This is a genomic window from Rhizobium arsenicireducens, from assembly GCF_964021225.1.
Map to the genome: position 1 here is coordinate 16,761 of NZ_CAXHYK020000001.1, position 19,935 is coordinate 36,695.

17 protein-coding genes and 2 pseudogenes are annotated in these 19,935 nt (G+C 62.9%); 11 read left to right on the forward strand and 8 right to left on the reverse strand.

Annotation, left to right across the window (positions count from 1 at the left end; translation table 11 throughout):
• Positions 1-471: 471 nt before the first annotated feature.
• Genes ppaT through ACWPVA_RS00105 form a run of 5 tightly spaced genes read right to left on the reverse strand, consistent with a single transcriptional unit; the run spans position 472 to position 5,591 of the window.
• The gene (gene ppaT, locus ACWPVA_RS00085) at positions 472-1,656 is read right to left on the reverse strand and encodes a pyridoxamine--pyruvate transaminase (protein ID WP_454285728.1); all 1,185 of its coding nucleotides are present in this window, start codon (positions 1,654-1,656) and stop codon (positions 472-474) included.
• Between the two features lie 18 nt (positions 1,657-1,674).
• Complete coding sequence (locus ACWPVA_RS00090) at positions 1,675-3,036, reverse strand: MmgE/PrpD family protein (RefSeq protein WP_454285729.1); 1,362 nt, start codon at positions 3,034-3,036, stop codon at positions 1,675-1,677.
• 1 nt (position 3,037) lies between these two features.
• Positions 3,038-3,934 (reverse strand): NAD(P)-dependent oxidoreductase, encoded by an 897-nt coding sequence (locus ACWPVA_RS00095; protein ID WP_454285730.1) that lies wholly within the window; start codon positions 3,932-3,934, stop codon positions 3,038-3,040.
• 29 nt (positions 3,935-3,963) lie between these two features.
• A complete protein-coding gene (locus tag ACWPVA_RS00100; protein ID WP_454285731.1) occupies positions 3,964-4,746 on the reverse strand; it encodes an SDR family NAD(P)-dependent oxidoreductase in 783 nt (260 codons plus the stop codon).
• On the reverse strand, positions 4,743-5,591 hold the full coding sequence (locus ACWPVA_RS00105) for an N-acyl homoserine lactonase family protein (RefSeq protein ID WP_454285732.1): 849 nt from the start codon (positions 5,589-5,591) through the stop codon (positions 4,743-4,745). Before ACWPVA_RS00105 ends, ACWPVA_RS00100 begins: the two co-directional genes overlap by 4 nt.
• Positions 5,592-5,772: 181 nt before the next feature.
• Here ACWPVA_RS00105 and ACWPVA_RS00110 point away from each other — a divergent pair, with 181 nt between their 5' ends.
• The 8 genes and pseudogenes from ACWPVA_RS00110 (at position 5,773) to ACWPVA_RS00145 (ending at position 14,140) form a co-directional block, all read left to right on the forward strand.
• A complete protein-coding gene (locus tag ACWPVA_RS00110) occupies positions 5,773-6,174 on the forward strand; it encodes a carboxymuconolactone decarboxylase family protein (RefSeq protein WP_454285733.1) in 402 nt (133 codons plus the stop codon).
• Between the two features lie 59 nt (positions 6,175-6,233).
• Entirely contained in the window at positions 6,234-7,724 is a 1,491-nt protein-coding gene (locus ACWPVA_RS00115) for a 4-hydroxyphenylacetate 3-hydroxylase N-terminal domain-containing protein (RefSeq protein WP_454285734.1), read from the forward strand.
• 68 nt (positions 7,725-7,792) lie between these two features.
• Positions 7,793-8,179 (forward strand): nuclear transport factor 2 family protein, encoded by a 387-nt coding sequence (locus tag ACWPVA_RS00120; protein ID WP_454285735.1) that lies wholly within the window; start codon positions 7,793-7,795, stop codon positions 8,177-8,179.
• 4 nt (positions 8,180-8,183) lie between these two features.
• Positions 8,184-9,602, forward strand: coding sequence for an amidase (locus tag ACWPVA_RS00125; RefSeq protein WP_454285736.1), 1,419 nt, complete (start codon positions 8,184-8,186; stop codon positions 9,600-9,602).
• A gap of 11 nt (positions 9,603-9,613) precedes the next feature.
• Positions 9,614-10,912 carry an amidase gene (locus tag ACWPVA_RS00130; protein ID WP_454285737.1) on the forward strand — a complete coding sequence of 433 codons (1,299 nt, stop codon included), beginning with the start codon at positions 9,614-9,616 and terminating at the stop codon, positions 10,910-10,912.
• Positions 10,909-11,424 carry a flavin reductase family protein gene (locus tag ACWPVA_RS00135; RefSeq protein ID WP_454285738.1) on the forward strand — a complete coding sequence of 172 codons (516 nt, stop codon included), beginning with the start codon at positions 10,909-10,911 and terminating at the stop codon, positions 11,422-11,424. Before ACWPVA_RS00130 ends, ACWPVA_RS00135 begins: the two co-directional genes overlap by 4 nt.
• A 138-nt stretch (positions 11,425-11,562) precedes the next feature.
• The gene (locus tag ACWPVA_RS00140) at positions 11,563-12,606 is read left to right on the forward strand and encodes a 2,5-dihydroxypyridine 5,6-dioxygenase (RefSeq protein WP_454285739.1); all 1,044 of its coding nucleotides are present in this window, start codon (positions 11,563-11,565) and stop codon (positions 12,604-12,606) included.
• A 3-nt stretch (positions 12,607-12,609) separates the two neighbouring features.
• A pseudogene (locus tag ACWPVA_RS00145) lies at positions 12,610-14,140 on the forward strand (GMC family oxidoreductase).
• A gap of 66 nt (positions 14,141-14,206) precedes the next feature.
• Here the strand turns inward: ACWPVA_RS00145 and ACWPVA_RS00150 are convergent.
• Positions 14,207-14,445, reverse strand: a pseudogene (locus ACWPVA_RS00150) (IS481 family transposase); the annotation flags it as partial.
• A gap of 57 nt (positions 14,446-14,502) precedes the next feature.
• Positions 14,503-14,781 (reverse strand): helix-turn-helix domain-containing protein, encoded by a 279-nt coding sequence (locus tag ACWPVA_RS00155; RefSeq protein WP_454285740.1) that lies wholly within the window; start codon positions 14,779-14,781, stop codon positions 14,503-14,505.
• A 188-nt stretch (positions 14,782-14,969) separates the two neighbouring features.
• Between ACWPVA_RS00155 and ACWPVA_RS00160 the strand changes: the two genes are divergently transcribed.
• Positions 14,970-15,860 (forward strand): LysR family transcriptional regulator, encoded by an 891-nt coding sequence (locus tag ACWPVA_RS00160; RefSeq protein ID WP_454285741.1) that lies wholly within the window; start codon positions 14,970-14,972, stop codon positions 15,858-15,860.
• Positions 15,861-16,102: 242 nt separating this feature from the next.
• On the opposite strand, the gene ACWPVA_RS00165 is transcribed toward ACWPVA_RS00160, so the two are convergent.
• Positions 16,103-16,840, reverse strand: coding sequence for an NYN domain-containing protein (locus ACWPVA_RS00165; RefSeq protein ID WP_454285742.1), 738 nt, complete (start codon positions 16,838-16,840; stop codon positions 16,103-16,105).
• A 439-nt stretch (positions 16,841-17,279) separates the two neighbouring features.
• Between ACWPVA_RS00165 and ACWPVA_RS00170 the strand changes: the two genes are divergently transcribed.
• Positions 17,280-17,888: a TetR/AcrR family transcriptional regulator gene (locus tag ACWPVA_RS00170; protein ID WP_454285743.1), complete on the forward strand. Its 609-nt coding sequence runs from the start codon at positions 17,280-17,282 to the stop codon at positions 17,886-17,888.
• A 70-nt stretch (positions 17,889-17,958) separates the two neighbouring features.
• Entirely contained in the window at positions 17,959-19,932 is a 1,974-nt protein-coding gene (locus ACWPVA_RS00175; protein WP_454285744.1) for a hydantoinase/oxoprolinase family protein, read from the forward strand.
• Positions 19,933-19,935 lie beyond the last annotated feature (3 nt).

Genomic DNA, 19,935 nt, shown 5'->3' on the forward strand with positions numbered 1-19,935 from the left:
TTTAAAAGCGGTAGATTGCCGAGGTGCCTGTTTTGGGTGCAACGCCGCCTCCATCCACGCGTCTGGCCAGCTGGCTTGCAGATGCCTTTGCTTTGAGCGTTCGGTTCTCATTGCGCCGAATCATCCAAGCAACGGCAGCGATGGTGAGAATATGCGAAAAGTTCGAAATGGAATAACATTCTCGATCCGGGATATTAGTGAGTATGATTACAGTATCGGCACGTTGAAGCGACGAATCGCTCTACGGCAGGGGCGGATACATAATCGATTTTGCTCAAATCCGAAGTGGTGGTTACTCGCCCAATTTACGGATTTCCGGTGATCTTCAACAGCTTTCCGCTCCCTGCGGTCTCTGCGCTGAGCCGCTTGGCAAAAGGCAGGACGGGCACCGGGCTGGAGAGCCCCCGGGAAAGCCGCATGGTTCCCGGAGGCCTTGGTCAAAAGGCAGAGGCTTGGATGCCGGGCCAGCCCTTACGCCTGGGCCTGATCGATCACCGCCATGGCAGCGGCAACGCCGGCCCCGACATCGATCCCCTTGACGCCGGCTGCCTGGAGCCCGCCGGCAATCGCCGCGACGGAGATGAGCGAGTAGGTCGGGCGGGCGGTTGGCCCCATGTGCCCGATGCGCGTCAGCTTGCCCAGCGTCTCTGCCCGGCCCGACGAGAAGACGACTCCATAACGGGCCCGGATGGATGCCCTGAGTTTGGCTTCGTCGACGCCTTCCGGAATTGCAACTGCTGTGCAGGTCGGTGATGCGATCTCCTCGCGCGCCGCCCAGAGCTTGAGGCCTGCGGCCTGGATGCCGGCCCGGCAGGCCTTGGCCGTCAGCGCATGGCGGGCCCAGACCGCCTGTTCCCCTTCGGCCAGGTAGAGGTCGAGCGCGGCATCTAGGGCGTAGATCTCCGAGACGGACGGCGTGAAGGGAAACGGCTGGTTCGCCTCATGGGCCCGTTTCCAGTCGCTGATCGAGAGGATGGAAGCGGTCGGCGCGTCGGCGTTGGCGGCAATCTTTTCCCACGCGGCCTCGCTCACATGCAGAAGTGACAATCCCGGGGGGCAGCCGAGGCACTTGTTCGGTCCCGTGACAAAGATATCGGCGCAGGAAGTTTCAGGCAGGACGTCCATGCCGCCGAAGGCGGAGACGGAATCGACGATCAGCAGCTTGCCGGCCGCCCGCACGACTGCACCGATCTCCGCTACCGGATTGACCGTGCCGGATGGTGTGTCGTGGTGGCAAAGGGAGACGATCGCAATGTCGGGGCGCTTCTTCAGCATGTCCGCCACGGCATCTGCCGTCAGGACTTCGTTGTAGGGTACTTCGAGCTCGACCAGTTCCCTGGCGTAACGCGCGGCCCAGAAGCCGAAGCCCTTGCCATAGACACCGGAGACGAGGTTGAGCACCACGTCGTTCTTGGCGATCAGCGAAGCGGCCGCAGCTTCCAGTCCCAGCACCGGTTCGCCCTGCAGGATCACCGGTGGCGTGCTCGTGTGGAAGACCTGCCGGACCTTGGCGTTCGTCGCCTCGTACTGCTCCAGGAAGGCCGGATCATAGTCGTAGAGCACCGGGCGGGACAGTGCGCGCAGCACGGACGGGTAGGCGTCCACCGGGCCGGTCGTCAGCGTGAAGATTGGATCCGAATATGTTCTCTGGCTCATGCGCTTCTCCTGTGATTCCTAGTCTTGCAACGTTGCGGGGCGGGTTGCGCGCAGGAAAGCTGCGCCGTCGGCGGCGCCCTCGAGCCCCTCGAGGGCGGCAATCAGGGCATCGCCATCCACCGGAAGGCGCCGCCATGCGATCTGGTCGCGGAATTTCCCGGCAAGGTCGGCGTCGCTCATTGGATGTCCGAGCCCGCCCTTGGCGGCGGAGACGGCATGCAGGATTTCTTGCCCGTCAGTGAGGCGCAGACGAACCTGCACAGCATCCAGGGCAGATGCCGGGTCGTCGCGAAAGGTGAGCTTTTCGCCGAAAGCGCGGATGTCCGGATCGGCGACCGCCGCGTCGGAGAATGCCGCCAGATCGGCACGTCCGCGCAGCAGGCTGACGGCGACGGCATGTTGTGCACTGACCTGTGCTGATCGTCCGGTGGTCACGCCGGGCCTGTCGGCGCGCTGGCGCAGCAGCGGATGGCCGGTCAGTTCCACTGATGCGACGTCGGCCGCGTCGAAGCCGCCCTTCGCATGCAGCGCGAGGCATGCCTCGATCACCGGGTTGAGCACCACGCCACACGGATAGGGCTTGAAGGTGTTATTGAGGATCTCCCAGTGACTGCCGAGTTCGCCCGTGATGGCAGCAAGGTCCGGCTGATCGGCGTGAAGCGCCAGGAAGCCGCGCTTACCCTCGAGCGGTTCTTCGGGGCCGGTATAGCCATCGGCAGCTAGTATCGCCGCCATCAAGCCGCCGCGTGCAGCCTGGCCCACCGAGAGGCTTTTTGACATGGTGCCGAGCGTTTCGACGGAACCCGCCCCTTGCGCCAGCGCGTTGCCGAGCGCATCGACCAATTGCGAAGGCGAAAGATCCAGCAGGCGCCCGGCCGCCATGGCGGCACCGAACACCCCGCAGGTCGATGTGATGTGCCAACCGCGCGCATAATGCGTTGGATGGAGGGCGTTCCCCAGGCGGCAGGTGACCTCCGCGCCGAGCACGAACGCCTCGATCAGGGCCTGGCCCGCGACCGGGCGCCCTTGGGCAGCCAGCGTTTCGGCGAGCGCCAGCACGGCCGGGCCGACCGGCGCCGAGGGGTGGATGACAGTCGGGATATGCGTATCGTCGTAATCGAAGATGTTTGCCGCGGCCGCATTGATATAGGCGGCCCACAGCATGTCGGCTCGTTCGGGGCGACCGATCAGCGTATTGGTCGGCGGGCCGGAGAAGACCGGCAGCAACGCTGCCATCTTGTCGATCGCCGCTTCGCCGGAACCGCCGATTGCCGTTCCCACCATGTTGAGCAGCGAGCGCCGCCCGGCAGCGATGACTGCGTCGGGCAACGCCGGCGGCGCATGGGCGAAAGCGGCGACGATGGCGCTGATGCTGCTCATGTCAGGCGTCGGCGGCCTTGCCGCGGACTTCGGTATCGGCCCACTTTTCCAGCGGGCGGATGATCGCCGTCATGTCGGCCGACGGGCCGCAATCGGCTTTGGTGATCGAGAAGAGCATCCGCACCGCATTGCCGACCAGCATGGGCACGCCGAGGCGATCGGCTTCCTCGAGGCAAAGGCGGATGTCCTTGAGCGACAGTGCGATCGCAAAGCCGAAGTCGAAGCCGCGCGGCAGGACGAAGCGCGGAATCTTGTCGACGCTCGCCGATGTGCGGCCGGAGCCGGCATTGAGCACCTCGATCATGACATCGGCATCGAGACCGGCTTTTGCACCCATCACCATCGCTTCGGAGGTGATGGCGAGCGCTGCGGCCGAGCAGATGTTGTTGATGAGCTTCATCACCTGAGCCTTTCCGGGCTCCTCGGCGATACGGATCACCTTGCCGAGCGCAAGAAGCATCGGCTCGACAATGGCGAAATCGGCCGACGGTCCGGCCGCCATCAGCGCCAGCGTGCCCTTCGTTGCACCCGCGACGCCGCCCGATACCGGGCTGTCGATCAATGCAATTCCGGCTGCGGACAGGATCTCCGCCAGATCCATCTCGGCCTTCGGGCCGGTGGTCGAAAGATCGACGACGCGCTTCACGATGCCGGGGGTTTCGGCGATGCTCCGGCCGATGGCTAGCACCACTTCGGGCGTGGGCAGCGACAGAAAAAGCGTTTCGGCGCGAGCGGTCAGCTCCGGAATGGTCGCCGCGGCGGCAGCACCGGCGGCCATCAGCGCCGCGACCGCCGCGTCGGCGCGATCATTGACGACAAGCGTGTAGCCTGCGCCGATGATGCGTTCCGCCATCGGCCGGCCCATGTTCCCGAGGCCAATGAAACCAATCTCACTCATTCAACTCTCCTGTTGTCGCGGTCCGCCGTTCAAGCGAAGGACCAGCCATTGTCCACGGGGATGGCTGCACCATTGATGCCCTCGCTGGAGGGGCCGCAAAGGAACTGCGTAAGCGCCGTCACCGTTTCTATCGGAATGAACTTGCCCCCCGGCTGCCGGGTGGAAAGAAAAAGCCGCTCCGCCTCGTCGCGGGAAATGCCCTTGTCGTTCGCGAGCGTCTTGATGCGCTCGAGCGCCGAATCGGTCGCCATCAGGCCCGGGCAGATTGCGTTGCAGGTGATGCGCGTCGCTGCGAGTTCGAGCGCGACGGTGCGCGTCAGGCCGATCATTGCATGCTTGGTCGTGACGTAGTCCGCACGCCCGGCCAGCGCCATCAGGCTGTAGACCGAGGCCATGTTGATGATGCGGCCCTGGTTGCGCTCCCGCATCTTCGGCAGGCATGCCCGGATCAGCCGGAATGGCGCGGAAAGATTGACCTCGAGCGCCCGATCCCAGTCCGCATCGCCGAGCGTTTCCACCGGCGACATCTTGCGGACCACCGCGTTGTTGATCAGCACGTCGATCGTGCCGAGATGGCTTTCCGCTTCATCGACGAGGCAGGCGGCGGCACCCGCTTCCGAGAGGTCGATTTCGACCGCGCCGACGGGGCGGCCGATTTCCTCGGCCAGTGCATCTGCTGTGTCTTCCACGTCCGGCAGGATGTCGGTCAGAAAGACCCGATCGCCGGCCTTCGCAAAGGATCGCGCCAGTTCCAGCCCGAGGCCGACGGCCGAACCGGTAATCAGAACACCTCGTTCGCCAAGGAATTTCATCGAGAAAGCTCCTCCCACGACAGGGAGGGCGCGACATCCAGCCGAACAACGACACCTTCCAGTCCCGTCGAGGCCGCGGGGTAGGCGCGCATCACCGCCGGGTCGTGCCCCGGCACAATGTGGTCGAGGCTGGGCGCCAGTTCGGTCAACCTTGAGTAACCGCGAATGAGTGCAGCCTCATCGAGGAGTACGGGGAAGGGATTGCGGCGTTCCATGTTGGCGTAGAAATGCGTGGCATCGGATGCGAGCACCACCCATCCGCGCTCGGTCATGACGCGCACGGCTTGAAGCCCGGCGCTGTGGCCCGGCACCGCATGAAGCCAGAAACCCGGCGCAAGTTCGCGGTCGCCCCTGTGGAACTCGATCCTGCCGGCATAGAGGCTTCGGATATAGGCGACGATGTTCTCGACGTCGAAAGGCGCGCGCGCCTTCGCGTCGCACATACAGGGACCGGTGGCGTGTCCGGCCTCATCGACCTGGAGATGGAAACGCGCGGCCGGAAAGTCCCCAAGTGTGCCCGCATGGTCATAGTGCAGATGGGTGAGCACGACCTGTGAAACCGTGTGGGCATCAACGCCGAGCAAGGCAAGCGCGTCCTTCGGATCGCACAGCAGCGTCCGTCCACGTGCCTTGGCCGCATCGCTGCCAAACCCCGTGTCGATCACGAAAACCTCGTTTTCGCGGCGAGCAAGCCAAATGAAATAGTCGAGATTGGCGCCTGTCTCATGCGGGTCGGCATGGAGAAAATTGTCCTTGGCGGTGCGCCCGGCATGCGTCGCATAGCGCAGGGCATATAGCTCGAATGGCGCAATTCCCGCGTCCGGCTCCCCCGTCTGGTCAATCATTGTCGTTCCAATCCTCGTCGCCAACCGATGACGGATGTCAAAAACGGCTCCTACAATATGACCGTAATCTTGTCATACAATCTATTGACAGGTCAAGTCCGGCATGTCTAGATCGGTGCCATCAGGACGGCAGGGCCCCGGCTCGAAGACTGCCTTCCTGTCCACCTTAACGGAGAGATGCATGACTCGTCCTGAATTCAGCGGTGAACAATTCCAGAAAGGTCTGCAGGTAAGGCGTGAAGTGCTCGGCGATGCCTATGTGGCACCGTCGCTGGCCAATGCCGACGACCTCACCGCTCCCCTGCAAAAACTCGTGACCGAGTGGTGCTGGGGAGAAATCTGGACCCGCCCGGGACTGGAACGCAAGACCCGCAGTTTTCTCAATCTCGCGATGTTGACGGCGCTCAACCGTCCGCACGAGGTCAAGATCCATGTCCGCGGCGCGCTGAACAACGGTGTGACGGAAGAGGAGATCGTCGAGGTCATCCTGCAGGCGGCGATTTACTGCGGTGTTCCGGCCGCACTGGACTCGATGCGGGTCGCCTCGGAAGTGATCCGCCAGGTGCGCGAAGAAAAAGCTTGATTTGACCTTGGCGCCCGAGGGGGCGCGATCGGCAATTCGAATTTCAACAGGAGGCCTAAATGACAGAGACGGGAACGCAAAAATCCGTAAAGGGCGTACCTCACAGGCTCAAGACCGGTGAGGAATACAAGGAATTGCTCAAGGATAACCGGCAGATCTGGGTTGGCGGCGAAAAGCTGAACTCGGTCTATGACGAGCCGGCGCTGGCACGCGGCATCGACCTTCTCGCATCGATGTTCGACGACCAGTTCACCGAGGAACATGCGGACGCGACGACCTATTACGACGAAAAGGTCGGCGCCGTGCTCAGTCGTTCCTGGCAGATCCCGCGCACCAAGGAAGACCTGGCAGCGCGTCGCAGGATGATCGAGTACACCTCGCTCAAGACCGCCGGCACCTTTGGCCGCCCGCCGGATCTAGCGCCGTCCATCGTCGTCGGCCTCTATGCCTACCTGCCGACCTTCAAGAAGAAGAAGTCGCTGATCGAAGGCATCGATCCGGATTTCGCCGAAAACATCGAACGCTACATGGAATACGGTCAGAACAACAACCTGACCGCATCGGAAAGCCTTGCCGGGCCCCAGGCCGACCGCTCGTCGCCGAAGGCCTCCGAGGCTTCGCTGCTCAAGGCCCGCAAGGTCACCAACGACGGCGTCTATATCTATGGCGCCAAGACCGTCGGCTCCATCGCCGCACAGGCGAACGACATCTTCTTCACCAATCTCGGTGGTATCCAGGAAACGCCGGCTGACGCCTGCATCTGGGGTTCGGTGCCGATCGATACCCCCGGCATCAAGATGATCTCGCGCGAAATGGTGTCGCAGCCATTGGCCAGCAAGTTCGATCATCCGGTCTCCAGCCTCGGCGAGGAAGCCGACCAGTTCATCGTCTTCGACAACGTCTTCGTTCCGAAGGAGCGGCTCTTCAATCTCGGCGATCCGACCGCGATGAGCTATTACGGCCCGGTCTGCGTCTTCGCGCACTGGCACGTGCTCACCCGTCTGGCCGTCAAGGCCGAGCTCTTCGTCGGGGCAGGTCAGATGGTCCTCGACTATCTCGGCACCGGCAAGATCCCCGCGGTGCAGATGATGCTCGGCCAGCTCGTCGAATACGCCCAGACGCTGCGCGCCTTCGTAACCGCGGCTGAGGCTCTCGCCGTGCCGACGGAAGGCGATGTCATGCGCCCGGATGTCGGGATGCTGACGGCCGGTCGCCTGTACTCGATCGAAAACTACCCGAAGATCATCCACATTCTTCAGGAAATGTGCGGTCAGGGTCTCGTCATGCGCTTCGGCAAAAAGGCCTTCGACAACCCGGATGTCGGCCACTTCCTGCATGAGCTCCTGCCCGGCCACGGCGTGTCGGCCATGGTCAAGGAACAGCTGATGAACTTCATCTGGGACATGACCTCCGGTTCGCTGGCCGGTCGCGTCGCACTGTTCGAGAACGTCAACGCCACCCCGGCTCCCGCCCTTCGCGCAAGGCTTTACAACGAAGTCAAGCGCGACGGCTATGTCGCTCAGGTGAAGAAGATCGCCGGCATCGAGTAAACCCAAGTCGACCCCGCCCGACCCAAAGAAGGGCGGGGTTCTCTTTTCCGACAATGCGGGAGCTCGCGATGGATCACGCCACGCTCATTGACTGCCTCTATCAGGCCTACGCGTCACGCGACGCGGATCAGGTGGCCTCCCTCTATCATCCCGACGGCTGGCACGAGGAAGTCGCGATGGGCAAGCGCCGCGAGGGACGTGCTGCACTCGCCGAGGGGCTGGTCGGCTTCTGGCGGATGCTGCCCGACGTCGCCTGGGATCGTCGGGGTTATATCCGGGCGGCCGATCAGGTGGCGGTTCCCTATGTCATGACCGGAACCTTCACGCCTCGCGGCGACGGTTTCCCAAGGCAGATCGCTCTCGATGGTCTGCATATCTTCGAGATCCGCGACGGTCTGATTGCCTCAAGCAAGGACATGTGGGACCTCGACCTCTTCAAGGCGCAGATGGGCTGAACCGATGGATGACCTTGCGACACTGGACGGCATGGCCCTGTCGGGATTGATTGCCAAACGCGAAGTCACGGCCGGCGAGGTTCTCGAGGCGGCGATCGAGCGGATCGAGCGGCTGAACCCGAAACTGAACGCCATCGTGCACGAGCATTTCGATCTCGCCCGCAGGCAGGTGGCGGACGGATTGCCGGGCAGTCCGCTGTCGGGCGTTCCCACACTTCTGAAGAATACCGGTTTCGAAGCCGAGGGCATGATACTGTCGACGGGATCAGAACTGCTGCGCAACAATGTCAGCAAACGCGATTCCACCATCACCGCGCGTTACAAGGCCGCGGGCATGGTGATCCTTGGAAAATCCAACACACCGGAATTCGCCCTCAGTTTCACCTCGGAGCCCGACGCCTTCGGCCCAACGCGCAATCCCTGGGATATCTCCCGCACGGCCGGCGGCTCGTCCGGTGGCGCGACCGCCGCCGTTGCAAGCGGCATGGTCCCGATTGCCAATAGCTCCGACGGTGCCGGCTCGACGAGACTTCCGGCCAGCCATTGCGGTCTGTTCGGCTTCAAGCCTTCGCGGTTGGTCAATCCTGTCGGCCCGGCCACTGCCGAGGCAATCGGCGGTATGTCGACCCCACATGCTGTGTCCTGGTCGGTTCGCGACAATGCCGCCATGCTCGACATATCCGCCGGTGGGGACGCTGGCGATCCCTGGGCTTCGCCGGCTGTTCCTGGCAGCTATCTTTCGGCCGTGGACACGACGCTGCCCCGTTTGAAGGTTGCGTTGATCACCGGCTCGCCCAACGGGAGCCCGGTCGAACCGGAAATGGTTGCGAGCGTCGAAGAGACGGCACGCCTTCTGGAAGGCCTGGGACACAATGTCGAGACCGTCAGGGATGCGGGCTATGATGCCGAAGCGCTGAAGACCGCCTGGCGCATCGTCGTCGGGGTCAATGTCGCACTCGGCGCGACCGGCGGCGATCCGGCCTCGCCGAACCTGCAGAAGCTCGAACCCGTCAATCAGGAATGGGTCCGTGAGGCGCTGGCCGTTCCCGGCACGCGCTACCTCTGGGCGATCAACCAACTGCACGCCTCGTCGCGAGCAATGGCGGCTTTCTTCAGCCGGTATGACGTCATGCTGACGCCCGCGGCGGCCGAACCGGCTCCCCTGTTGGGCAAACTCGCCGGCCGCGACAAGACCCTCGATGAATTCTATGACCTGTTCTGGTCGCATTCGCCCTTCACGGCGGTTTTCAACACCTCGGGCTGCCCGGCCATGTCGGTGCCGCTGGGCATGAGCGCGAAGGGCCTGCCTGTCGGGTCGCATTTCGGCGCTGCCTTCGGAAAGGACGCCCTGCTTCTTTCGTTGGCTGCGGAACTGGAGCGTTCGTCCCCCTGGATCAACCGGCGACCCGCCCTGTTCGGCTGAGGAGAAATCACGTGCAAAACCAGGAAATCCTTGCTTTGAGTGCTCGGGACCTCGCTTCGGCGGTGCGTTCGCGTGCGCTTACGGTACGAACCATCACCGAAGCCTATTTGAAGCATATCGACGATACCGACCGGCCGGTGATGGCTTGGCAGCACCTCGATGCCGATCAGGCGCTTGCCTCTGCCGACGCAATGGACCGGCAGGGCGTGACGGGCCTCCTTGCAGGCGTGCCGATCGGCGTGAAGGATGTGATCGACACGGCCGACATGCCGACGGGTTATGGCACCTCCATTTATTGTGGCTTCCGGCCGCCGTGGGATGCGGCCTGCGTACAGAACGCCAGGAATGCCGGCGGACTGATCCTCGGCAAGACCGTCAGCACCGAACTCGCGATGGCAAGCCCGAACAAGACGCGCAATCCGCACGACCCGGCCCACACCCCCGGCGGCTCTTCATCGGGTTCCTGCGCCGCAGTGGCAGCCGGAATGGTGCCGATGGCATACGGCACCCAGACCTCCGGCTCGGTGATTCGTCCGGCAAGTTTCTGCGGGGTGACGGCATTCAAGCCGAGCTTCGGGCTGATCAACACGGTCGGCATCAAGGTACTCTGCCATAGCCTGGACACGCTCGGCATCATCACGCGCAACATCGGCGATGCGGCCCATTGCGCCTCCGCCCTCAGCGGCTGGTCCGACCTGGAAAACCCGACACCGCCGGCGCGCCCGCGCATCGGCATTCTGACCGGGACTCGTCTCGACAAGGCTGAAAGCTGCTCGATCGAGGCGGTCGAACGTCTTGCCGCCATTGCGGAAGCGGCCGGTGCTGAAACGACCGTCATCCCGGCGCCCGCCTGGTTCGACGGCATCTTCGATCTGCACGAAGCCGTCATGGGGTGGGAAGTGACCCACTCGCTTGCATCCGAAATTGCCCGCAACTGGGACGGCCTGACCCCTGTCACGCGGGCCATGCTGGAAGAGCAGGGGCGAGTCGACGGGATCCGCTACCGTTCGGCCATGGCCGAAATTCCGGGCATTCGCCACCTGATGGATGCGATCCTGTCCCGCTTCGATGCCGTGCTGACGCTCGCTGCTCCCGGCGAAGCGCCGAAGGGCATGGCGACGGGTGATCCGCTCTTCAACCGGCTCTGGAGCGTGCTTCAGGTGCCGCTGGTCTGCCTGCCGGTGACCAAAGGCCCGCAAGGCCTGCCCGTCGGCGTCCAGTTGGTCGGTGCCCGCGGTTCCGACCATCGCTTGCTCTCCGCTGCACAATTCCTCGAAACCGCCCTCGCTGCCAAAGGAGGCATCCAATGACCCAGCTTCCCACGGATCAGTTGGTGGACGACTTTCGCTCGGCGATGCGGCAGCTTGCGGCAACCGTCAACATCATCACCGCAGGTGAGGGAGAGGCCCGCCGCGGGTTGACGGCGACGGCGGTATGCTCGATGTCCATGACGCCGCCCTCGATGCTGGTCTGCGTCAACCGCTTCGGCGAGGCGCACAAGGCGATCACCGCCGCCGGAAGTTTCTGCGTCAACATCCTCGCCGACGATCAGCGCGAGATCGCCATGCGGTTCGCTGGCCAGATCGGAGAGGTGGGTGAGGACAAGTTCGCTCCTTATGGCTGGACGCGTCTGGCGACCGGCGCATTGGCCCTCGACGGCGCGATGGCCAATCTCGACTGCGAGATTGCCTCGGTTTCGGAAACGTCGAGCCACTCCATTTTCATCGGCAATGTGAAGGCCATTCGCTTTGGGCCGGAGACGTCGCCACTGCTTCATTACAAGCGCAACTTTTTCTCGCTGGTCAATCAGACGGCACTCTGAACGACCAGCAAAATCGGGAACCGGCTTTTCGACCACAAGACAAAAAAGCAGAGAGCGCCTTCGATCCGGCCTGACCGGATCCGCGCCTGGTCGCAGCCACAAATTCAACGGGCAACGGCCCAACGGAGGTACCACATCATGGCAATCAGCGACGCGCAGTTCTTAAGGGGCTGGAGACAGGTGCTCGAAATGTGCAACCTGAAACAGGGTGAGCAGGTCACCATCCTGACCGGCGACGACAGCAACAAGCAAATCGCCTACATCGCCAAGCTCGCCGCATCGGACCTGGGGGCCGTGGTCACCGAACTGAACCTGGCGCCGATGAACGGCGAAAAGGCGCTATCGCCCGACAAGTCCGGCTATGTCGGCAAGACACCGCTCGAAGGCAACAGCGCAGCACTTGCCTGCCTGCAGGCCTCCGACCTGGTCATCGACACCCTGCAACTCCTGTTCTCGAAAGAGCAGGAAGAGGTGTTGAAGGGCGGCACGCGCATGCTGCTGGCGGTCGAGCCGCCGGAGATCATGATGCGTCAGATACCGCGTCCCGAAGACAAGGCCCGTGTCCTTGCGGCTGCGCGTAAGATCGGCGCGGCAAAGGAGATGCATGTGACTTCGAAGGCGGGCACGGACTTCCGCTGCCGTCTGGGCCAGTATCCCGTGCTCACCCAGTATGGTCTCGCCGACGAGCCCGGCCGCTGGGACCACTGGCCGAGCTGCTTCTCGGCCCGCTGGCCCGACGAAGGCAGTGCCGAAGGCACGATCGTGATCGACGAGGGCGACATCCTCCTGCCGTTCAAGAAATATGCGCGCGCGCCCATCACCGTGACGATCGAGAAGGGCTACATCGTCGACATCAAGGGCGGCTATGACGCTGAATTCATGCGCAAGTTCATGGAAAGCTTCAACGATCCGCGCGCCTATGCGATGGCGCATGTCGGCTGGGGTCTCGAAAACCGCGCGAACTGGACGGTTCTCGGCCTCTACAATCCTGAGGCGCAGCTTGGCATGGACGCCCGGTCCTTCGCTGGCAACTTCCTCTGGTCGTCGGGGCCGAACACCGAGGCGGGCGGCGATCGCGACACGCCGTGCCATCTCGACATCCCACTTCGCAATTGCTCGGTTTCGCTCGACGGCGAAGTCATGACCCTCGATGGCGTGGTCATCCCCGAAGATCAGAAGTAAGCCATGACACACTACGACGTGGCAATCGTTGGCGCCGGATCTGCCGGTGCCCTTCTCGCGGCTCGCCTCAGCGAGGATCCGTCCCGCCAGGTGCTGCTGATCGAAGCAGGCGGCGAGCCGACCGATCCCGATATATGGAAGCCGGCCATGTGGCCGGCGATCCAGCATCGCAGCTACGACTGGGACTACCGCACCCTTCCGCAGAGGGCGACGGCCGGGCGCAGTCACGCCTGGGCGCGCGGCAAGGCACTTGGTGGCTCGAGCCTGCTGCATGCCTTGGGCTACATGCGCGGTCATCCGGCCGACTTCGCCGTCTGGGCGGAGGCGACGGGCGACGAGCGCTGGAGCTGGGACGGCCTGCTGCCGGCCTTCCTCGCCATCGAAGACCATTCGCTCGGCGGCGACGGCATCCACGGCAAGGATGGACCGATGCCCGTCCGGATACCTGACGATGAGGTGAGCCCCCTGGCGCAGGCCTATATCCGTGCAGGCGAAGCCCTGGGCCTGCCGCGCATCCCCGGCCACAACACAGGCAAGATGGTCGGCGTCACGCCCAATTCCCTGATGATCAGGGACGGCAGGCGCGTCACGGTGGCGGAAGCCTGGCTGACGCCGGCAGTGCGCAGTCGGCAGAACCTGACGATCATGACAGAGACGCTCGTACGCAACCTCGAGCTCGACGGATCGAAGGTCTCGGCCTTCGAGATCATCGGACCGAACGGCAGTGCCGACATCAGCGCCGCCACCATCGTCCTGTCGGCCGGTTCGCTGGAGAGTCCGGCGCTGTTAATGCGCTCCGGGATCGGCCCCGAAGACGTGCTGAAGCAGGCCGGTGTCACCTGCCGCATCAAGTCCCCGGAAGCTCGGTCGCAATCTGATGGACCATCTGCTCGGAGCGGGCAATTTGTATGCCGCGCGGCGAGAGGTGCCACCGTCACGGCTGCAGCATTCCGAAAGCATGGCCTATATGCGCGCGGGCGATTTCGGGGCCGACGGCCAGCCGGAAATCGTGGTTGGCTGCGGCGTCGCTCCGATTGTCTCGGAAAGCTTCACGGCTCCGGCGCCGGGAACGGCCTATTCCTTCCTCTTCGGGGTGACGCATCCCACAAGTCGCGGCCAGCTGCGCATTTCCGGACCGGAGATGAGCGATTCGTTGCAGATCGACCCGTGTTACCTACAGACCGAGTACGACCGCCGAATGTTCCGCGCAGCCCTTGCTGCTGCGCGGGAAATTGGACATCGGCCGGAACTCGACGATTGGCGTAGCCATGAGCTTCTGCCGGGGCCGCTCGACACGACCGAGGAGATCGACGCCTTCATCGCCAGGGCGGCAATCACGCATCACCATCCTTCCGGCACCTGCCGGATGGGCAGGGACGATGCCGCTGTCGTCGATGCTAGCCTGCGCCTGCGAGGCCTGGACAACCTCTATGTCGTCGACGGCTCAGTGCTGCCGGGGCTGACGGCGGGGCCGATTCACGCGGCGATTCTGGCTATCGCCGAGACCTTTGCCAGGCAGATGGAAGGGGCTTGAATCAGAGCCAACGTTCCGGTTGTCTTATCGGTTTTACAGTTGGAAAGCATCAGGATGGCGTATGCGAAGTGGGTCTCGGCGAAGGGCAACGATGATCGCCCTCTCTTCGATTGAATGAGTCGTCGAGCGCATGTCTTTCTGACCAGTCGGCAGATCCTTCCCGTTCTGTGTCGCTTCCACTTCGCGACAGTCTTCTGGTTGATCCCTTAAGGCTTCGCCAGAACCCTCAGGCTCTCTTGACTATGTGGTATCGCTCGACGGACTGCCTCTGTCGTGCGGGCGCTTCCGTCTAAAATCAGGCCCATCGCGAATCCTTCCATTCCTGGCCGAACAATGCACCATCAAATACCGGGACCAAACACCTAGTTTTCTGGCCGCGGTTTACGATTAGCGGCGACAACAGCCTCAGCCTGGATCACACACATTTCAAGCTCTTGTTTTGTCATTCCATTTGAAGCGTTCGAGAATCGAGCGATGAGTTCGGCTAACTCAGGATCGGTGAGGCCGGAGGCCGTTACTCCCAGTAGCCAGTTTGGGGTCGTACCAAGTGCCTCGGCAATTCTCACGAGCGTTGCGAGGTCCGGTTCTCTTCGTCCGGATGAATAGTGCCTATATCTGCGCCCGTCTAGCCAGAACGCCATGCAGCCTCAGCATTTGAGATCCCCAAATGCGTTGCTCTCTCCTGCAGTTTTTTCGCAAAGACGTCCATGGGAACAATTTGTTCCCCAGGACACCGGTCTGGCTACGAACAATATGTAGTTACAGTTGAGCGCTAACCGAACGATCCGCAGCAGAGTCGAAATTGTCCTCGGGTCATGAAGCTGTAAACATGGAAATCCGCCAGCTTTCCTACTTTGTGGCGGTTGCCGAGGAACTGCACTTCGGCCGTGCCGCCATGCGGGTGAACATCGCCCAGCCGGCATTGAGCACGCAGGTGCAGGCGCTGGAGAAGCTCTTAGGCGTGCAGCTTCTGTTGCGCTCGACGAGGCGGGTGGAGCTGACCAGGGCAGGGGAGGTGTTCTACGATCGCTGTGTCAGGATGCTGAGCGATCTGGAACTCTCGGCCGAGATGGCGCGCACGGCTGCCGGCAAGACGGTGCGCGAGATCAGGATCGGGACAATATATCCGGCGACCACCGGCGTGCTGCCGGCGTTTCTGTCGCGCATTGGTCGGAAGTATCCCGACATTCGCCTGCATGTTTCCAATGGCTCGACCAGCGACATCATCCGCCAGCTGGAATGTGGCCGCATCAACCTCGGCTTCATCCGGCCGGTCGAGAATATCGGATCGCTGCGCTTCCTCTCCATTGCCCATGAGCGCTATCTGCTGGCGGTTGCCCGGGACAATCCGATTGCCGGTCTCGACGAGATTTGCATCTCGGATCTGCGCGATCAGAAGATCATCGGTTTCCAGCGGCAGAACCTCTCCTACACGGAGCGGTATTTCGCGGAAAAGTTCGAGGAGCATGATCTGGCGGGCAATGTCGCCTATACCTGTGATGACAGTTTCTCGCTGGTGTCACTGGTTTCTGCCGGTCTGCGTGTCGGCTTTGCGCCGGAATGGACGGCCGAGCATCCCGATCGCGATATCGTTCTGAAGAAGGTTCGGGGGATCGATTTCAGGATTGGGCTTGGGGTTGCCTGGAACAAGGAAGACCCGACCGCAGCGCGAGACGACATCATCGATATCGCGCGATCCCTGGCGCGGCCGGGCAGGTGATGCAGCCTTGCCGGATCCGTCGTGGGATGCCGTACGAGAAATCCAGCGAGCCCTGCAAGGGCGCGATGGGTTCGAGTAAAGTTGAGCCGCCTTGCGTTCAAAGGCCGTGAGGCGGAGATGATCCCGTCGGGTATGGAGAGGCCCCACGGCAACCAGGCAAGAATCCGCAGGCGCGCCTGGCATGGTGGTGGCCGTTGCGATGTTCGACTGGCCACGACAGCGCGCTTCCATAGGGACAACGGTTACTTCTTCGCAGCAGGCTGCCTGATGCGGATGCGCAGGTGCCCGCCCTGGGGCTGTTCAATGTCGAACGCGTTCGTTTTGCGCACGAGATCGCTGAGCTTGCGGAAGCCATAGGTCCGCGGATCGAAGTCCGAGGCAAGGTTGGCGAGCTGAGTGCCGACGGCGCCGAGCGGCACCCAGCCGTCTTCGCTTTCCATCTGCGAGATCACTTTCTTGATGATCGGCGTCGCGGCCTTCGGCTGCTGCAGGGACGTCGATGCCTGGACCAACTCGGCGCCGTTCGCGGCTGCCGCCGGCAACAGGTTCTCGGTGTAAATGAATCTACGGCAGGCTTGTCGAAAGCTCTCCGGAGTTTTCTGCTCACCGAATCCGAATACGTCTACGCCTTGCTCACGGATCCGAGATGCGAGGCGTGTGAAGTCACTGTCCGAAGAGACCAGGCAGAAGCCGTCGAACCGGCCGCTATGCAGCAGATCCATGGCATCGATGACCAGCGTGATGTCGGACGCATTCTTGCCGGTCGTGTAGGCGAACTGCTGCTGCGGTATGATGGCGTGCTTGGCCAGAACATCGATCCAGGCCCTTGATCGTGCACTGGCGAAGTCGCCGTAGATCCGGCGAGCGCTCGCCTCGCCGATCTTGGCGATCTCCTCAAATAGGCCATCGACTATTTTGGCGGAGGCATTGTCCGCGTCGATCAGGACGGCAAGGCGCGGTGAACGAGGTTCAGCTGGCATAGGCCTCTACTCGGCTTGTTTAGAGATTTCCCGGTGGCGCTCAGCTGGCAGAATAGCTCCCTGCGCCCAAACGGCAACTGCGGATTGTTCAGCTCCAGGTAGGGGGCAAGTTCTGGGTGGTGTGCATCGAACGCGATGGGCGACTGTTCGGGGCAACCGTGACTGGACGCAGAGCGGAGCCGTCTGACGTGAGCCTCGCCGCTTATAGTGATGGCGCATCTTCTGGGCTTCGGCCGGGTGAGGGAAAACATGTCCTCGTCAACAGCAGTACGTGAGCCAGAGTCGAACTCGATCATGAATCCTGGCCAGCTCGCAGACGCTCGATAAAAATCATTTTTGCATGCGGATTGCCCCATGCGGGCATTGACAGAAAGCTCCGTCAGAAGTTATAGAACGAACGTTCGATGAGGACTGAGTGCATCAAGGGGAGAAATCGGCGATGGAAGCATCTGGTGGCCGTGGCGCCGACGGGGCGGATACGACGGACGTGCGGGAAAACCTGCTGTCTACGGCGGTCGGAATGTTCTCCGAAAAGGGCTATAGCGGGACATCGATCCGCGATATTGCCAAAGTGCATGGCGTCAGCCTCTCCAACATCTACTATCACTTCGGCAACAAGGACGGTCTCTGGCGCGAGATCCTCGATCGTTCGGTTCGGATGCTTCCGGATCGGTTGCGCGCGGCGGCTGCCCTGGTGGAAACCCCGCGCGCCCAGCTCGAGGCGCTGGTCCGCGCCCATCTGGCTGTGGCGGCCGAACACCGTCGCGAACTGCTGATGCTCCTGGCTCAAAGGACGGAGCTTGCCGAGGACGTCGGCAACGAGACCGCCGAGATCCAGCGCGATGTTCTTGAAATCTATTCGGAGGTGCTTGGGCGGCTCAGCGCAGAGGGGGCGCTGAATTCCGAACATGTCCGTGTAACCGCTTTCAATATGCTGGGTGTCATCAACTGGCACCTTCGCTGGTACCGCCCGGACGGTCCTTTGCCCGTCGAGGCCATACACCAGGAAATCGTCGATTTCATCATGCGCGGCGCCTGCCGCACCTGACATCAGACTAGATCCGCCTCGCGGGCGGAAGGAACGGAGCGGCAGGCCGGTCGCTCCGAAGGGAGGAGATATGGCCTATACTATCGATATTGATACCGGTGGAACCTTCACCGACGGGTTTGTTGCGGGGCCGGGCATTGCCCACGCGGTCAAGACGCCGACCACGCCGCACGACCTTACCGAGTGCTTCCTGAACTGCATCAAGGCAGGTGCAGCCGCAGTCGGAATACCCGTCGAGCGGTTCCTCGAGCAGACCGATGTGGTGCGCTTTGCCAGTACGGTCGGCACCAATGCGCTGATCGAACGCAACGGCGCGAAAATCGGTCTTGTCGTCTCCATGGGGGGGCGGGCGCTTGCCCCGGTCAGGACCGAGAACAAGGCCGGTATCATCGACGACGACATGGTGGTCGAGATCGATGACGGGCTTTCGCCCGAGCAGGTGCTCGGCAAGGCGCAAGGTCTGATCGATGCCGGCGCCCAGTGCCTGGTTGTCGCCCTGGACGGCAGCGAAACCGATCCGGCGCGCGAGCGGGCCGTCCGTCAGATCGTCAAGCGGGAATATCCCCGTGACTTCCTGGGGTCCATCCCCGTCTTCCTGTCGTGCGACGTAACCGTGCGGGACGGCTATGCCGAGCGCATCAACAGCACCATCGTTTCCGCCTATTCGCACAGTCGCTTAGCGCGTCTCCTTTACAAGGCGGAGCAGGAACTGCGGGCCTTGCGTTACCGCGGGCCCTTCCTGATCGGCCACAATGACGGGGCGGTCGCCCGCGTCGCCAAAACCCGGGCGATCAGCACCTATAACTCCGGTCCCGCGGCCGGCCTGGTGGGCGCGCGCGCGGTGGGTGCGCTCTATGGTGAAACGGATGTCATCTCGGCCGACATGGGTGGCACCTCTTTCGACATCGGCCTGGTCAGCGACGGCCGCGTCAATGTCGGCCTGCGGCCCGAGATCGAAGGCTATCGCACCAATGTGCCGATGAACGAGGTCGAGGCACTCGGCGCGGGTGGCGGCTCGATTGCCGGGGTGCGGGACGGCAAGCTTTTCGTCGGGCCACGCTCGGCCGGCGCCATGCCGGGACCGGCCTGTTTCGGCCTTGGCGGCAGTGACCCGACCGTGACCGACGCAAACCTGGTTCTTCGTCGCATCGACCCGGAAAATTTTCTCGGTGGCGCGCGCAAGCTCGATGTGGAAAAGGCCCGCTTGGCCATTCGAACCGCCATTGCCGAACCGCTCGGCATCACCATCGAGGCCGCAGCCCTTGCCGTGATCGAACGGGTCGAACACGAGGTCGGCGCCGCTATCGCCGATCTGCGCTGCGCGGCCAGGAACGGCGATCCGCTGTTGAACGTCTATGGGGGAGCAGGGCCGCTGCACGCCTGCAAGGTGGCGGAGGCCGCCGGGCTCCGGCGCATCGCGATCACACCGTTTTCCGCAGTGTTCTCCGCCTTCTCCTCATCGCTCATGGATGTCGGCCATGGCTACATGCGGGCCGTTGGCCTGCCCGCCGGTGCCCCGCAGCTGCTTCAGGCCGTCGGTGCATCGGTCGCCGAGATGAAGGAGGCGGGCCTGCGTGACATGCGTGGCGAGGGTTTCGACCTTGGAAGCCTCACATGGCGGCTGGATGCCATCCTGCTTTGCGCCGACGGGTCCGAAACACATTGTTCGGCCGAAGTGGCTGATCCCCTTGCGGCGGCCGCGCTCCAATCTCTCCATCAGGCCGTCGCGACCCAGGCGCCGGATGCCGTGCGGCTCACCTCGGTCGGCCTCTTCGTCTCGGCGTCGGTTCCGCATTTCCGCTTCGAGGAAAAGCCACTGTCCAGCGAGGACGTCACCACGGCCAGAACAGGCCGACGCGAGATCGCCATTGAGGCGGACGCGCCGCCGGTCGAGGTGTCGGTTTTCGATCTGGAAAGGATGCAGCCGGGGCACGCGCTTTCGGGTCCGTCGCTTCTGGAAAGCAGCAAGACCACGGTCTGGGTTGCTCCGGGCTGGAATGCTGCAATCGACCGTTTCGCCAATCTCATGCTGACGAGAGGCTGAGTC